This is a genomic window from Enterobacter sp. HSTU-ASh6, assembly GCF_026319105.1.
GTDB lineage: Bacteria > Pseudomonadota > Gammaproteobacteria > Enterobacterales > Enterobacteriaceae > Enterobacter > Enterobacter sichuanensis.
The window spans coordinates 43,006-57,257 of record NZ_WSPD01000004.1 but is presented as its reverse complement, the minus strand read 5'-3'; the positions used below and the strand labels follow the sequence as shown (position 1 = coordinate 57,257).

Here is a 14,252-nt window from a genome sequence, read left to right as displayed (position 1 = left end):
ATATCCTCATCCGGCCCCTGCCAGAAAACGATGTCAACTTAGGATGGCCTGCCAGAAAAGCCAAGGCTAATTTTCCATCAGTGTGAAAGTATGGGATAGGAAGATGCCGGAAAATGGTCGATTGATGACACCAAAGCCAAAACAATAACGACAGCCAAGAGAAGCGCCAGGCATCAACGCAAAGTGCTTTAACAGTGGAGATTCAGGAGTGATTTAGCGTTTAAAGAGAAGATTAACCCTAATCCACACCCTCACGGTCAGAACGCGAAACAGGGTCATAAACGCCACAGAGGAAGGCAAATCGATATACAGCCCGCCCAGCCTTCGGCTGGGAGAGGCGCACGGGGGAAGTTGAAGCCTTAATCGTTGAGGGAGGCGCAACCATAAGCGTGCAATTTTTCAAGCCGGGGATTCAGCTATAGGCTAACGGTATAATGCGGCTTGTAGAGGGGTGTGCGCACATACCCAGTACAACCGCATTACTCCATGCGCCCCTCCGGAGAGCAGCTTGTGGCGGGGCTTCGGAAAGCGCCAGACAGGCCATGTAACAAGCATAAAAAGATTCAGAGCTTACGGCTGGTCACCATCCCCCTGCCGGGTCGGTTCAACCAATAGCGGACATTCAGTTATTCAGTTCCTTTGTTAGTTCTGCTTCACTAGTAGCAGCATCATAGCGCAGGTAAAAGAGATCACTATTCATCTGTTCAGGCTTCGTCCATATCTCCGCCTCCCTCGATCCGCCTCTCTGTCTGGTATAGCCCAACTTAGTCAAATAAGCCCTCAACGGCTCAACACCAGTTACCCCCCTAAAAATGATCGTGTTTGAAGGGGAGTATCCATCGCCGGGGTGCGATTCAAAGTAATAATCGTTCGATATACGCGGAGCCTTTTCAATATCTTTATCAGTCAGGGAGTGATAATTGAAAAAATCATTTTCAGTGTATGTGGTCGCTTCATTGATACCGGATGCAATAAAATAGACAAATAACCAGCAAAGGATAACAACCGTAATTAATACCAAGACGCTCCATTTAAATAATTTACGAATCATCACTTCACCTTTGTGTAACCAAGTGACATTCCATTGTCTGTAATAACTTTGACAATACCAGAGGTAAAATCGTCCCACGGCCTCAGCCATGTCATAAAATGCGGCAGGTTCACCGTATACGGCTGGTGACGCACACACGGATCGTCAGGGTCAGGGAATAGAATCGGACGGAAACCATGATTTTTATGGGAACCAATAGCACCGTAATGATCCCAGCGACGAACAGCGGCATCATAACTGACGGGTTTAAGGCGGTAGCCGTACCGTCCCGGCATAATAGCTCGATGGAATCCGAACAGATCAGAAACCAAGTCTTCACCACTAAAGCCACTATCAGTGTACCAAGAGAAAGCTCGCAGGCTTTGCAAGCCTTCAAATCAAGCAGCTGTATTCATCATCATCGCCAGCATGATTCTGTTAATATCCTCGGTACTCCGGCCACGTTTAATCTCCCAGCGGGAGAACTTGCCTACGCCGAATTGTGAATTGAATTTCACAAAGTGCATATCCTGCCCCGAGCATGCCCCATGTCAACCCAGCCAAGCACCTCAGTATAAATGATCCTCCTGCGCAAAACGTCAAACTGCGCCCCATCCTTTATCTCCGCTCTGGTGCTCATCCTTCCATCTCCTTGAAAGATCTATGTTGCCAATGTTATAGCCTATTTTTAAGCCAGTCCAGACGGTAGGAAAAGCAAGCTTAATGCCCGATTGGTGATACAACATCAAGCGGAACGCAGCGACATCATCAGGGTTATGTCAGACAGAGGGGTTTATCAGGGCGCTCGTGTATCGCTAAGGAACCGTGAGCCAGACGGAGACAGAGCCAGCATATCGTTCGCAGGTACGAAATCACCATAAAACTGTTTATTCCCTGCAACGTCATCTCGACGGGTGGCATAAGGGAGCATCGGGCAAAATGTGCCTCGCTGTAAGTTTCAGGGAATCATGCCGGATGTGCGGCTTTCAGTTCATGTTGGGCTATCGCGGTATGACCAGTGGAACGACCGCCAGCGCTTTACTAAACTCCCTGTTCACCGTTCAACAAATCGCGACAACTTTCAGGGTAAATAGCGGTACTTTGGTCACATCGCCTTAGAGCTAACTCAATGAGTTACAAGGCTTTTAAAGGGCTGGAGCGGGCGAAGGGAATCGAACCCTCGTATAGAGCTTGGGAAGCTCTCGTTCTACCATTGAACTACGCCCGCTTTGAGGTGCGTAAGGCATTATAGACCTTACGCTTCTTCATACAAGCCTCTTCACCACTAACCGGCGATTAAATAATCACTTAGCACTTCGGTTTGCCGCCGGGCGCAGGAAGATAACGCTGCGGATCGATGGCCGTCGCCTTATAGCGGATCTGGAAATGCAGCTTCACCGTGTCCGTGCCTGTGCTGCCCATCGTGGCGATCTTCTGCCCTGCCTTCACGTTCTGTCCGTTGTTGACCAGCATCGTGTCGTTGTGCGCATAGGCCGTTATGTAGTCTTCGCCATGCTTAATCATGATCAGGTTACCGTAGCCGCGCAGCTGGTTACCGACGTAAACCACCTTCCCGGCACCGGAAGCATAAACCGGCGTACCGCGTGCGGCAGCGATATCAATACCTTTGTTGCCACCTTCAGAAAGGGAGTACGGCAACACCACTTTACCGCTGGCCGGCCAGATCCAGCAGCGTTGACCGACCGGCGGCCAGGAAGACTGCGGCACCGCGTAAGACGGCGTCACTTTCGCGGTTTTGCCCTTCGAGGAGGATTTTTTGCCTGCGGACGAACCGCCGGAAACCTTCAGCTTCTGCCCCACCTCGATAGTGTAAGGCGGAGAGAGATTATTGAGCCGTGCCAGATCCTTCACGCTGGTCCCGGTCGCACGCGAAATGCGATACAGCGTATCCCCGCGCTTAACGGTATAGACCGAACCGGTATAGCTGCCCATATCCGATGATTTGCTTCCTGAACAGCCTGCCAGTAATAGCGTCAGCGTCAGACAAAAAATGGCGGTGATGGGTTTTCTCATCAGGCTTCCTGCAAACAAAACAGATCCTCGGTCAGCGTGAATGGCGCTCTATAATACCAGCCTGAAGAGAGAAGGGTCAGCCCTTTTCCGCTCCTGGAGACAAACCGTTCGTATAAGAATGCCGTATAATGCTGCTCTGCTGATGGTGCAGAACCATCCGCATCGTTGGCACTGGAGCAGGAATGAGTATTCAAGAACACGTTATTTTGGTAAACGACCAGGGAAAGGTGATTGGCACTCAGGAAAAGTACGCCGCGCACACGACCCAAACCCCTCTGCATCTGGCGTTCTCCTCCTGGTTGTTTAACGACAACGGTGAATGTCTGGTAACCCGGCGCGCGTTAAGCAAAAAAGCCTGGCCGGGCGTCTGGACGAACTCCGTCTGCGGGCATCCGCAATCGGGTGAAGAGACGCAAGAGGCCATTATCCGACGCTGCCGCTATGAGATCGGCGCTGAAATTACCGATATTACCCCCGTGGCGTCCGAGTTTCGTTACCGCGAAACCGATCCTTCCGGGATCGTTGAAAACGAGATTTGCCCGGTATTCGCAGCACGCATCACCAGCGAGCTGCGGATTAATCACGATGAAGTGATGGCGTTCGAATGGGTTACGCTGGAGTCGTTATTCCACGCCCTCGATGCCGCGCCCTGGAGCTTTAGCCCGTGGATGGTGCTGGAAGCGACGGCCGCACGAGACGCCCTTAGAGCGTTCGCCGCGCAATAAAAAAGCCCCTTTCGGGGCTTTTTTTACGTCGTTTCGACTTATTTCACCGGGCGCATCGCCGGGAACAGGATCACGTCACGGATGGTGTGGCTGTTGGTGAACAGCATCACCATGCGGTCGATACCAATCCCCAGACCCGCCGTTGGTGGCAGACCGTGCTCCAGCGCGGTCACGTAGTCTTCGTCGAAGAACATCGCTTCGTCGTCGCCTGCCGCTTTCGCATCCACCTGGTCCTGGAAGCGCTGAGCCTGATCTTCCGCATCGTTCAGCTCGCTAAAGCCGTTGCCGATTTCACGGCCGCCGATGAAGAATTCAAAGCGGTCAGTGATCTCCGGGTTCTGGTCATTACGACGCGCCAGCGGAGAAACTTCAGCCGGGTACTCGGTGATGAAGGTCGGCTGAATCAGGTGCGCTTCGGCCACTTCTTCGAAGATCTCGGTCACGATACGACCCAGACCCCAGCTCTTCTCAACCTTGATGCCGATGCTTTCGGCGATCGCTTTTGCAGAATCGAAGTTATCCAGATCCGCCATGTTGGTTTCCGGACGGTATTTCTTGATCGCTTCGCGCATGGTCAGTTTTTCGAACGGCTTGCCGAAGTCGAAGACTTCTTCACCGTAAGGGACCTGGGTGGTGCCCAGAATATCCTGCGCCAGCGTACGGAACAGGGATTCGGTGAGCTCGATCAGGTCTTTGTAATCCGCATACGCCATATAGAGTTCCATCATAGTGAACTCTGGGTTATGACGAACGGAGATACCTTCGTTACGGAAGTTACGGTTGATTTCGAACACGCGATCGAAACCACCCACCACCAGACGCTTCAGATACAGTTCCGGCGCAATACGCAGGTACATGTCCAGGTCCAGGGCATTGTGATGGGTGATGAACGGACGCGCAGACGCGCCGCCTGGGATCACCTGCATCATCGGGGTTTCCACTTCCATAAAGTCGCGGTTAACCATGAACTGGCGAATACCGGCCATGATCTGGGAGCGAATTTTGAAGGTCTTACGGGATTCATCGTTAGAGATGAGATCCAGGTAGCGCTGACGATAGCGCGCTTCCTGATCCTGCAGGCCGTGGAATTTGTCCGGCAGCGGGCGCAGGGCTTTGGTCAACAGACGCAGCTCGGTGCAGTGGATAGACAGTTCACCGGTCTTGGTTTTGAACAGTTTACCTTTCGCGCCCAGGATATCGCCCAGGTCCCACTTCTTGAACTGCTCGTTGTAGATGCCTTCCGGCAGATCGTCACGGGACACGTACAGCTGAATGCGGCCGCCAACGTCCTGCAGAGTCACGAAGGAGGCTTTACCCATGATACGACGGGTCATCATGCGGCCTGCAACGGCCACTTCAACGTTCAGCGCTTCCAGCTCTTCGTTCTCTTTCGCGTCGAAGTCAGCGTGCAGTTGGTCTGAGGTATGGTCACGACGAAAATCGTTCGGGAACGGCACGCCCTGCTCACGCAGCGCTGCCAGCTTCTCGCGGCGGGTTTTCAGTTCGTTGTTAAGATCGACTACCGCGTCAGCGCCCTGTGCTTGTTGTTCAGACATGTTGGTTCCTCATAACCCTGCTTTCAAACTTGCTTCGATAAATTGGTCCAGGCTGCCGTCCAGCACCGCCTGCGTGTTGCGGGTTTCAACCCCGGTACGCAGGTCTTTGATGCGGGAGTCATCAAGGACGTAAGAACGGATCTGGCTGCCCCAGCCGATGTCAGACTTGTTATCTTCCATCGCCTGTTTCTCAGCATTTTTCTTCTGCATCTCCAGCTCATAAAGCTTCGCTTTCATCTGCTTCATGGCCTGGTCTTTGTTCTTATGCTGGGAACGGTCGTTCTGGCATTGCGTGACCAGCCCGGTTGGAATGTGGGTAATACGTACCGCAGATTCCGTACGGTTAACGTGCTGTCCGCCCGCGCCGGATGCGCGGTAAACGTCGATACGCAGGTCCGCCGGGTTGATTTCGATATCGATGTCTTCATCCACTTCCGGGTAAACAAACGCGGAACTGAAGGAGGTATGACGACGGCCACCGGAGTCGAACGGGCTCTTACGCACCAGACGGTGCACGCCGGTTTCGGTACGCAGCCAGCCGTAGGCGTAGTCGCCAATGATCTTGATGGTGACGGACTTAATACCAGCCACTTCACCTTCAGACTCTTCGATAATTTCGGTTTTGAAACCGCGCGCTTCAGCCCAGCGCAGATACATACGCATCAGCATGCTGGCCCAGTCCTGCGCCTCGGTACCGCCAGAACCTGCCTGAATATCGAGATAGCAGTCAGCGCTGTCGTATTCGCCGGAGAACATACGACGGAATTCAAGCTGCGCCAGCTTCTCTTCCAGCACGTCGAGTTCTGCCACGGCTTCGTTAAAGGTTTCTTCGTCGTCGGCTTCTACAGCCAGCTCCAGCAAACCGGAAACATCTTCCAGCCCCTGAGCCATTTGATCCAGCGTATCTACGATAGCTTCGAGAGAGGAACGCTCTTTACCCAGCGCCTGTGCGCGTTCAGGTTCGTTCCAGACGTCCGGCTGTTCCAGCTCGGCGTTTACTTCTTCAAGACGCTCTTTCTTGGCATCGTAGTCAAAGATACCCCCTAAGAACGTCAGAGCGCTCCGTGAGGTCCTGAATACGGTTTTTTACCGGATTAATTTCAAACATGGTCTGTTTTCTTTTATGGACTAGTCAAAATGCGGTGATAAGAGCGGGATTGTACCGAATCCACGCCCTTTTTTATAGAGATTACTGCCGCTAAATTGGCCAGATATTGTCGATGATGATCTGAAGGGAGCGGTTACCACGAAACTCGTTGATATCCAGTTTGTACGCCAGTTCAACCTCGCGCACGCCGTTATCCGGCCATATCGACGTGTCCACGTTGAAGGCAATGCCGTCCAGCAGCGGCCCGCCGCCGACCGGTTCAACCATCACTTTAAGATGACGCTCGCCGACGATACGCTGCTGCAGCAGACGGAAACGACCGTCGAACAACGGTTCCGGGAACATCTGCCCCCAGGGCCCCGCATCGCGGAGCATTTGCGCCACCTCCATCGTCATCTCCAGCGGAGAGAGCTCGCCATCGGACACCACTTCTCCCTGCAACAGGGCCGGGTCAATCCAGTCGGTGACCAGCTCACCAAACAGACGCTGAAACTCGTCGAACTTTGCCTCTTCAAGGGACAAACCCGCCGCCATCGCATGGCCGCCGAACTTGATCATCAGACCCGGGTAGAGCGTATCGAGCCGCTCCAGCGCGTCGCGCATGTGCAGACCCTGAATCGAGCGGCCGGAGCCTTTCAGCGTGCCGTCGCCCGCAGGGGCAAAGGCTATCACCGGACGGTGGAAACGCTCTTTAATGCGTGACGCCAGAATGCCCACCACGCCCTGATGCCACTCGGGATGGTACATCGCCAGGCCGCCCGGCAACGTATCGCCGCTGCGCTCGAGCTTTTCACACAGGGTCAGCGCTTCGGCCTGCATCCCCTGCTCAATCTCTTTACGGGTCTGGTTCAGGGCGTCCAGCTCGTTGGCCAGCAAGCGCGCTTCACCGATGTTATCGCACAGCAGCAACGCAACCCCGACGGACATATCGTCCAGCCTTCCGGCAGCGTTCAGGCGCGGCCCGAGGGCAAAGCCGAGATCGCTTGCCGCCAGCTTGAGCGGGTCGCGGTTGGCTATCTCCAGCAGCGCCTTGATCCCCGGACGGCATTTACCTGCCCGGATGCGGCTTAAGCCCTGCCAGGTCAGGATACGGTTATTGGTATCGAGCGGGACCACGTCCGCAACGGTACCCAGCGCCACCAGGTCGAGGTATTCGGCCAGGTTCGGTACGGCAATCCCGCGGGATTCAAACCAGCCTTTATCACGCAGCAGCGTGCGCAGCGCCAGCATCAGATAAAACGCCACGCCTACGCCCGCGAGAGATTTAGAGGGAAATTCACAGTCGCGCAGGTTTGGGTTAACGATCGCTTCCGCCGCAGGCAGCGTTTCGCCCGGCAGGTGGTGATCGGTGACCAGCACCGGGATCCCCAGCTGATGGGCATGATCGACCCCCGCATGGGAGGAGATGCCGTTATCCACGGTCATGATCATCTGCGCACCGCGGGCGTGGGCCTGATCGACCACTTCCGGGCTGAGGCCATAGCCGTCTTCAAAACGGTTCGGCACCAGATAGGTAACGTTATCGCAGCCCAGCGCGCGCAGGCTGAGTACGCTCAGCGCGGTGCTGGTTGCGCCGTCGGCATCGAAATCCCCTACCACCACAATGCGCGTGCCTTCGCGCAGCGCGTCGTAGAGCATCTCGGTCGCTTTTTCGATACCGTTCAGTTGCTGCCAGGGCAGCATTCCTTTCACGCTGCGTTCAAGATCCTCAGCGCGGCGCACGCCGCGGCTGGCATAGAGGCGCTTCAGCAGCGGTGAGAGATCGTCTGGCAAATCAACCGGTTCAACCGCCTCGCGGCGGCGCAATTTTATGGGGGCTTTCACGCGGATTATTTACCACCAAACTGTTTCTGGTGGGCGTCGAGGAATTCTTTCATCTCTTTCGGTCCCTGATAACCGGGAACAACGTAACCGTTGCTCAGCACAATCGCAGGCGTACCGTTCACGCCAAACTGCACACCCAGCGCGTAGTGGTTAGCAATGTCGATGTCGCAGGACGCTGGCTTAATCTCTTTCCCGCTCATCGCATCATCAAACGCTTTGTTGCGGTCTTTCGCACACCAGATAGCCTTCATGTCCTTCTCCGGCTGGCTCTGCACGCCTGCACGCGGGAAAGCCAGGTAACGCACGGTAATGCCCAGCGCGTTGTAGTCTTTCATCTCTTCATGCAGCTTGTGGCAGTAGCCGCAGGTGATGTCGGTGAAGACGGTAATAACGTGTTTTTCCTGCGCCGCTTTATAGACGATCATCTCTTTTTCGAGCGCGTTCAGGTTTTTCATCAGCAGCTGGTTGGTGACGTTGACCGGCTGCGCGCCGCTCACATCGTACAGCGGGCCCTGAATCATATGTTTGCCGTCTTCGGTGACGTACAGCACACCGCTGTTGGTCAGCACCGTTTTCAGGCCGGCAACCGGGGCTGGCTGAATATCGCTACTGGTGACGCCAAGCTTCGCCAGCGACTGTTTAATGGCGGCGTCATCCGCATGGGCGAAACCGGTAAATGAGGCTGCCAGCAGGGTGAACAGCGCGAAAGACTTTTTCATAGTTGATCCTGTTACAATTCGTCGGCACTCACGCTCGAGGGTGGTGCTGTTGGTGTAGCTGCCGCAGGCGTTCCGTCGCGACATGGGTGTAAATTTGCGTCGTGGAAAGATCGCTGTGTCCCAGCAGCATCTGCACCACGCGCAGATCGGCGCCATGGTTCAGCAGATGCGTCGCAAAGGCGTGACGCAATACGTGCGGCGACAGCTTTTCACTGTCGATACCCGCCAGTGTGGCGTAATGCTTGATGCGATGCCAGAACGTTTGCCGCGTCATCTGCTGGGCGCGCTGGCTCGGGAACAGGACGTCGATAGACGCACCGTTGAGCAACCACGGACGGCCGTGCTCCAGGTACGTTTCCAGCCAGTACACCGCCTCTTCACCCAGCGGTACCAGCCGTTCCTTGTTACCTTTACCTATCACGCGCACCACGCCCTGACGCAGGCTGATATCGCTCATCGTCAGGCCAACCAGTTCCGAAACGCGCAAGCCGGTAGCATACAATAGCTCAAGCATGGCTTTATCGCGTAACTCCAGCGGCAGGTCAACTGCCGGTGACTGTAATAATCTCTCAACTTGTGCTTCGCTGAGATCTTTCGGCAGCCGCTGCGGGAGTTTCGGCGATGCCAGCAACGCACTGGGATCGTCTTCGCGGATCTTCTCCCGGTAAAGGTGCTGGAACAGCCGACGCATAGCGCTGAGCAAACGTGCGGAACTGGTGGCTTTGTAGCCCCCCGCGATACGTTCCCCGAGCAGCGCCTGCAGGTCGTCACTTTGCGCGCTCGCAAGGGATAACCCCCGGTGCGCCAGCCACTCCACCAGCATGGTGAGATCGCGACGGTAGGCACTGAGGGTATTCTCGGCTAGATTTTTCTCCAGCCACAGTGCATCGAGAAACTGTTCGATCAGTGCGAGATCCTTTTCCACGTCAGCCCCTTTGATTCTGCAGTCAGGCCATTATGCCTGATTGTGACCGGTTTCTGGTACACTACGCGCAAAGTCAACGCAAGAATTGAGATAGTTACGCGATGAATATTGGTCTGTTCTATGGTTCCAGCACCTGCTACACCGAAATGGCGGCAGAAAAAATTCGCGACATCATTGGCCCGGAACTGGTGACGTTGCATAACCTGAAAGATGACGCGGTCGCGCTGATGGAACAGTACGATGTGCTGATCCTCGGCATCCCAACCTGGGATTTCGGTGAAATACAGGAGGACTGGGAAGCCATCTGGGATCAGCTCGATTCAGTCAATCTTGACGGCAAAATCGTTGCCATGTACGGCATGGGGGATCAGCTGGGTTACGGGGAGTGGTTCCTGGATGCCCTGGGCATGCTGCATGATAAGCTGGCGCCGAAAGGGGTGTCGTTTATCGGCTACTGGCCAACCGAAGGTTACGAGTTCACCAGTAAAAAACCGATTATTGCCGACGGCGAACTGTTTGTCGGGCTCGCGCTGGATGAAACCAACCAGTACGATCTCAGCGATGAACGCCTGCAAACCTGGTGCGAGCAGATTCTGGGTGAAATGGCGGAAAAGTTTAGCTAACGTGCATTACCCCTGCGTCGTTTGTTGCAACAGCATACGGCGCAGGTCTCGCCACTCTGCCGCATCCATACTGTCAGCGGCCAGCCACAGATGCTGGCAACGTCCGCCTTCTACCTTGCGTAACCGTAACATCATGCCGGTATTGAGCATCCAGGGCATACCGAGGATATCCCACTCTGTTCCCTGCCAGCGCAGGCGGGAATCCATCAGTAATTTGATCTCTCCCTGACGGGCATTGATGCGGCGCTGGCTGCGTACGCTGTCAAATACGACAAACGACAGTAGCAGCAGCCACAGCGGCGTGTAGCTCAGCGGCCATGGCATCAGCAGCACAATGGCCGCAACCAGGCCGTGGAGCAATAACGACATCCACTGCGAGCGCCATGAGACGCGAAGATCAGATTGCCACAGGACCACGTTCCCGATTCCGTGTTTGAATTAATTGCACCATCCGTTGCAACTCGGTGTCGGCGGGTTTGCCGTGGTTCATCAGCCAGTTGAATAAATCCGGATCGTCAGACTCAAGCAGGCGAACAAACAGATGCTTATCCTCATCGCTTAAGCTGTCATACTCATATTCAAAGAAAGGCATGATGGAAATATCAAGCTCACGCATGCCGCGACGACACGCCCAGTGGATACGGGCCTTGTTGTTAATATCCATGTTCAGTTTCCTGCATTACGTTTGGCACAGTCGGCGCCCCGTTCAGTGTTCTTTATTTCTCTACGGGGACACTCGTTAGTGTAACGTGTTTTTGACCGTTTCTTTACTGGAATATTGCGATCAACGAGTCAGCTTCCAGAATAAACCCTACGAAGACAGCGGATTACACTATTTTGCGTGGCGCTACGCATAAGCGGTTTAAGGCACAAATGGCCTGTTGAAAGCGCTTGCATTGCCTGCAGGCTCTTTTACCATTAGGCATTATCAAAGCGTTAAGCAATTCAGGATATCGTTATGGCATTTACACCATTTTCTCCTCGCCAGCCCGCCGCCTCTGCGCGTCTGCCGCTGACGCTTATTTCTCTTGATGACTGGGCGCTGGCAACCCTCACCGGTGCCGACGCCGAAAAATACCTGCAGGGCCAGGTGACAGCCGACGTCAGCCAGATGACCGAACACCAGCACCTGCTGGCGGCGCACTGCGACCCAAAAGGCAAGATGTGGAGCAATCTGCGTCTGTTCCGCCGTCAGGACGGCTTTGCCTTTATTGAGCGTCGCAGCCTGCGTGACGCACAGCTCAAAGAGCTGAAAAAGTACGCCGTCTTTTCCAAAGTCACTATCGCCCCGGACGACGAACATGTCCTGCTGGGCGTGGCCGGCTTCCAGGCACGTGCGGCGCTGAAAAACCTGTTTAGTGAACTGCCGGATGCAGAAAAGCAGGTGGTCAGCGAAGGCGCGACGTCCATTCTGTGGTTTGAACACCCGGCGGAGCGTTTCCTGTTAGTCACGGATGCCGCAACGGCCGAGCGCGTAACCGAGGCGCTGCGCGGCGAAGCACAGCTCAACAACAGCCAGCAGTGGCTGGCGCTGAATATCGAAGCGGGCCTGCCGGTCATTGACGCGGCCAACAGCGCGCAGTTTATTCCTCAGGCCACCAACCTGCAGGCGCTGGGCGGCATCAGCTTTAAAAAAGGCTGTTACACCGGCCAGGAGATGGTCGCGCGGGCTAAATTCCGCGGGGCAAACAAACGTGCGCTGTGGACGCTGGCAGGTCACGCCAGCCGCGTACCGGAAGCCGGTGAAGATCTCGAGCTGAAGATGGGTGATAACTGGCGCCGTACCGGCACCGTGTTAGCCGCCGTACAGCTGGATGATGGACGTCTTCTGGTGCAGGCGGTGATGAATAACGACATGGAAGCCGACAGCGTGTTCCGCGTGCGTGACGACGCGAATACGCTGAGCATTGAGCCGCTGCCGTATTCTCTGGAAGAGTGATGCTGTATCGCCCGGTGGCGCTGCGCTTACCGGGCCTACAGATCCCGTAGGTCGGGTAAGGCGAAGCCGCCACCCGACAAAAAACTATACCTGCCCCACATACAAATAAATCGCCAGAAAATGGCACACGCTGCCCCCCAGCACAAAGCCGTGCCAGATGGCATGGTTGTAGGGGATACGCTTGCAGACGTAGAAAATCACACCGAGCGAGTACACCACGCCACCTAAGGCCAGAAGGGTCACGCCTCCTACCGCCAGTTTGACGGCCAGCTGATACACCACAATCAGCGACAGCCAGCCCATCGTCAGATAAGTCACCAGCGACAGCACCTTGAAGCGGTGCGCGATGGTCAGCTTAAACAGGATCCCCAGCAGCGCCAGGCTCCAGATAACAATCATCAGGCCGCGCGACAGCGGTGAGTTGAGCCCCACCAGCAGAAACGGCGTATAGGTACCTGCAATAAGAAGATAGATAGCGCAGTGGTCAAATTTCTTAAGCCACATCTTGGCCCGCTGATGCGGGATCGCGTGATACAGCGTCGAGGCCAGGAACAGCAGGATCATGCTCCCGCCATACAGGCTGTAGCTGGTAATGGCCATCGCGCTGGCGTTGGTATCCACCGCCTGTACCAGTAATAACACTAAACCGACAATCCCAAACACCAGGCCAATGCCGTGGCTGATGCTGTTGGCTATCTCCTCAGCCAGCGAATATCCCTGTGCGATTAATGGTCTACTCACCATACAAAACTCCGGGAAAACAAAAGATGATTATTCATCGCATCACTATGCTAACTGAGAATGATTCCAGTGAACACCTGTTAGCTAAAATAATTTCATTTCAGAATTTCTACCTAAAAATCATAGACATAAATAAATTTTTCACCTAACATTTGTTCACATAAAAATTTAATCATTATGAATCAAAGGCATAAAAATGGATCCTGCCGTCTGGCTGCATGTTATGATGGGGAGATAAGGTCTGAATGAGAGTTATGCCATTGTGAGTATGTTCACCCACTCCGTCATTGCCAGTCTCAATAACCTTGAGATGATGGTCTATAACTATGTCATTAAAAACCGTGACAAAGTGATGTACATGACCATCCGCGAACTGGCGGATGCGGCGGGGGTCTCCACCACCACGATCCTGCGCTTTTGCCGCAAACTCAACTGCGAAGGCTATTCGGAGTTTCGCGTGCGCTTTAAGCTCTATTTAGAGCAAAATGAGCCCCAACAGGCGAATTTCGGTGCCAGCGAAATTATCAGCTTTTTTAAGAGCGTGAATAACGAAGAGTTCGATGCGTTACTGGATAATGCAGTCGATATTATTTTATCTTCAGAGCGAATTATATTTGTCGGTGCTGGTACATCTGGATCGCTGGCGAAATATGGCGCACGCTTCTTCTCAAATATTGGAAAATTCAGCAACCATATCGACGACCCTTATTTCCCGGTGACCAATGATATGGCGAAAAATGCACTTGCCATTGTCCTTTCCGTCTCAGGTGAGACCGAAGAGATCCTGCGCTTCGCCAGCCAGTTCAGCCTGCACCACTGTAAGGTGCTCTCCATTACCAGCCACGAGCACTCGCGTCTGGCAAAACTGGCGGACTTTAATCTCTCCTGGCATGTCCCCCAGACGCGTATTGCGGGCGTTTACGATATTACCACGCAAATTCCCGTCATCTATATTCTGGAATCTCTCGGCCGTAAACTGGCGAAGAAACTGACAGAATAAAACATCCTGTTTTTTTGATGTAACAAAT

General features: G+C 54.3%; 14 protein-coding genes, 1 tRNA gene and 1 pseudogene. 4 read left to right on the top strand and 12 right to left on the bottom strand.

Features of this window, described 5'->3' with window-relative positions:
* Positions 1-622: 622 nt before the first annotated feature.
* The 4 genes and pseudogenes from GM298_RS05910 to actS all read right to left on the bottom strand — a co-directional run bounded on the left by GM298_RS05910 (position 623) and on the right by actS (position 3,082).
* Positions 623-1,051, bottom strand: coding sequence for a hypothetical protein (locus GM298_RS05910; RefSeq protein ID WP_323138418.1), 429 nt, complete (start codon positions 1,049-1,051; stop codon positions 623-625).
* A pseudogene (locus GM298_RS05905) lies at positions 1,051-1,670 on the bottom strand (hypothetical protein). The gene GM298_RS05910 and the pseudogene GM298_RS05905 overlap by 1 nt, the downstream one beginning before the upstream one ends.
* A 514-nt stretch (positions 1,671-2,184) precedes the next feature.
* Positions 2,185-2,258 (bottom strand) — tRNA-Gly (locus GM298_RS05900).
* Between the two features lie 80 nt (positions 2,259-2,338).
* The gene (gene actS, locus GM298_RS05895; protein ID WP_416347212.1) at positions 2,339-3,082 is read right to left on the bottom strand and encodes an amidase activator ActS; all 744 of its coding nucleotides are present in this window, start codon (positions 3,080-3,082) and stop codon (positions 2,339-2,341) included.
* Between the two features lie 164 nt (positions 3,083-3,246).
* Between actS and idi the strand changes: the two genes are divergently transcribed.
* Positions 3,247-3,789: an isopentenyl-diphosphate Delta-isomerase gene (gene idi, locus GM298_RS05890; RefSeq protein WP_025757767.1), complete on the top strand. Its 543-nt coding sequence runs from the start codon at positions 3,247-3,249 to the stop codon at positions 3,787-3,789.
* A 38-nt stretch (positions 3,790-3,827) separates the two neighbouring features.
* Here the strand turns inward: idi and lysS are convergent, their stop codons facing one another.
* The 5 genes from lysS to xerD all read right to left on the bottom strand — a co-directional run bounded on the left by lysS (position 3,828) and on the right by xerD (position 9,921).
* Positions 3,828-5,345 (bottom strand): lysine--tRNA ligase, encoded by a 1,518-nt coding sequence (gene lysS, locus GM298_RS05885; RefSeq protein ID WP_021242046.1) that lies wholly within the window; start codon positions 5,343-5,345, stop codon positions 3,828-3,830.
* A gap of 9 nt (positions 5,346-5,354) precedes the next feature.
* Positions 5,355-6,453, bottom strand: a protein-coding gene (gene prfB / locus GM298_RS05880; protein WP_095908218.1) for a peptide chain release factor 2 whose coding sequence is annotated in 2 segments (ribosomal slippage) — positions 5,355-6,377 and positions 6,379-6,453 — 1,098 coding nt in all. Because the reading frame shifts where the segments join, the coding sequence is not laid out codon by codon here.
* 90 nt (positions 6,454-6,543) lie between these two features.
* The gene (recJ, locus tag GM298_RS05875) at positions 6,544-8,277 is read right to left on the bottom strand and encodes a single-stranded-DNA-specific exonuclease RecJ (RefSeq protein ID WP_262784506.1); all 1,734 of its coding nucleotides are present in this window, start codon (positions 8,275-8,277) and stop codon (positions 6,544-6,546) included.
* 5 nt (positions 8,278-8,282) lie between these two features.
* Positions 8,283-8,996 (bottom strand): bifunctional protein-disulfide isomerase/oxidoreductase DsbC, encoded by a 714-nt coding sequence (gene dsbC, locus GM298_RS05870; protein WP_025757763.1) that lies wholly within the window; start codon positions 8,994-8,996, stop codon positions 8,283-8,285.
* Between the two features lie 28 nt (positions 8,997-9,024).
* On the bottom strand, positions 9,025-9,921 hold the full coding sequence (gene xerD, locus GM298_RS05865; RefSeq protein ID WP_028016949.1) for a site-specific tyrosine recombinase XerD: 897 nt from the start codon (positions 9,919-9,921) through the stop codon (positions 9,025-9,027).
* A gap of 101 nt (positions 9,922-10,022) precedes the next feature.
* On the opposite strand from xerD, the gene fldB reads away from it, so the two are divergent.
* The gene (gene fldB, locus GM298_RS05860) at positions 10,023-10,544 is read left to right on the top strand and encodes a flavodoxin FldB (RefSeq protein ID WP_025757760.1); all 522 of its coding nucleotides are present in this window, start codon (positions 10,023-10,025) and stop codon (positions 10,542-10,544) included.
* A gap of 6 nt (positions 10,545-10,550) precedes the next feature.
* Here the strand turns inward: fldB and GM298_RS05855 are convergent, their stop codons facing one another.
* Both GM298_RS05855 and sdhE read right to left on the bottom strand, forming a co-directional pair.
* Positions 10,551-10,961 carry a protein YgfX gene (locus GM298_RS05855; protein ID WP_025757758.1) on the bottom strand — a complete coding sequence of 137 codons (411 nt, stop codon included), beginning with the start codon at positions 10,959-10,961 and terminating at the stop codon, positions 10,551-10,553.
* Positions 10,942-11,208, bottom strand: a complete 267-nt coding sequence (sdhE, locus tag GM298_RS05850) for an FAD assembly factor SdhE (protein WP_025757757.1) — start codon at positions 11,206-11,208, stop codon at positions 10,942-10,944. The genes GM298_RS05855 and sdhE overlap by 20 nt, the downstream gene beginning before the upstream one ends.
* Positions 11,209-11,502: 294 nt before the next feature.
* On the opposite strand from sdhE, the gene ygfZ reads away from it, so the two are divergent.
* Entirely contained in the window at positions 11,503-12,483 is a 981-nt protein-coding gene (gene ygfZ / locus GM298_RS05845; protein WP_025757755.1) for a tRNA-modifying protein YgfZ, read from the top strand.
* Between the two features lie 84 nt (positions 12,484-12,567).
* Here the strand turns inward: ygfZ and trhA are convergent, their stop codons facing one another.
* Entirely contained in the window at positions 12,568-13,227 is a 660-nt protein-coding gene (gene trhA, locus GM298_RS05840) for a PAQR family membrane homeostasis protein TrhA (RefSeq protein ID WP_025757753.1), read from the bottom strand.
* Between the two features lie 265 nt (positions 13,228-13,492).
* Here trhA and GM298_RS05835 point away from each other — a divergent pair, with 265 nt between their 5' ends.
* Positions 13,493-14,224, top strand: a complete 732-nt coding sequence (locus GM298_RS05835) for a MurR/RpiR family transcriptional regulator (protein ID WP_045285850.1) — start codon at positions 13,493-13,495, stop codon at positions 14,222-14,224.
* The last annotated feature ends 28 nt before the right edge of the window (positions 14,225-14,252 follow it).

Coding starts and splice junctions, on each gene's coding strand:
- fldB (WP_025757760.1), top strand. CDS start 10,023: ATGAATATTGGTCTGTTCTATGGTTCCAGCACCTGCTACACCGAAATG.
- lysS (WP_021242046.1), bottom strand. CDS start 5,345: ATGTCTGAACAACAAGCACAGGGCGCTGACGCGGTAGTCGATCTTAAC.
- dsbC (WP_025757763.1), bottom strand. CDS start 8,996: ATGAAAAAGTCTTTCGCGCTGTTCACCCTGCTGGCAGCCTCATTTACC.
- trhA (WP_025757753.1), bottom strand. CDS start 13,227: ATGGTGAGTAGACCATTAATCGCACAGGGATATTCGCTGGCTGAGGAG.
- sdhE (WP_025757757.1), bottom strand. CDS start 11,208: ATGGATATTAACAACAAGGCCCGTATCCACTGGGCGTGTCGTCGCGGC.
- GM298_RS05910 (WP_323138418.1), bottom strand. CDS start 1,051: ATGATTCGTAAATTATTTAAATGGAGCGTCTTGGTATTAATTACGGTT.
- ygfZ (WP_025757755.1), top strand. CDS start 11,503: ATGGCATTTACACCATTTTCTCCTCGCCAGCCCGCCGCCTCTGCGCGT.
- GM298_RS05835 (WP_045285850.1), top strand. CDS start 13,493: ATGTTCACCCACTCCGTCATTGCCAGTCTCAATAACCTTGAGATGATG.
- idi (WP_025757767.1), top strand. CDS start 3,247: ATGAGTATTCAAGAACACGTTATTTTGGTAAACGACCAGGGAAAGGTG.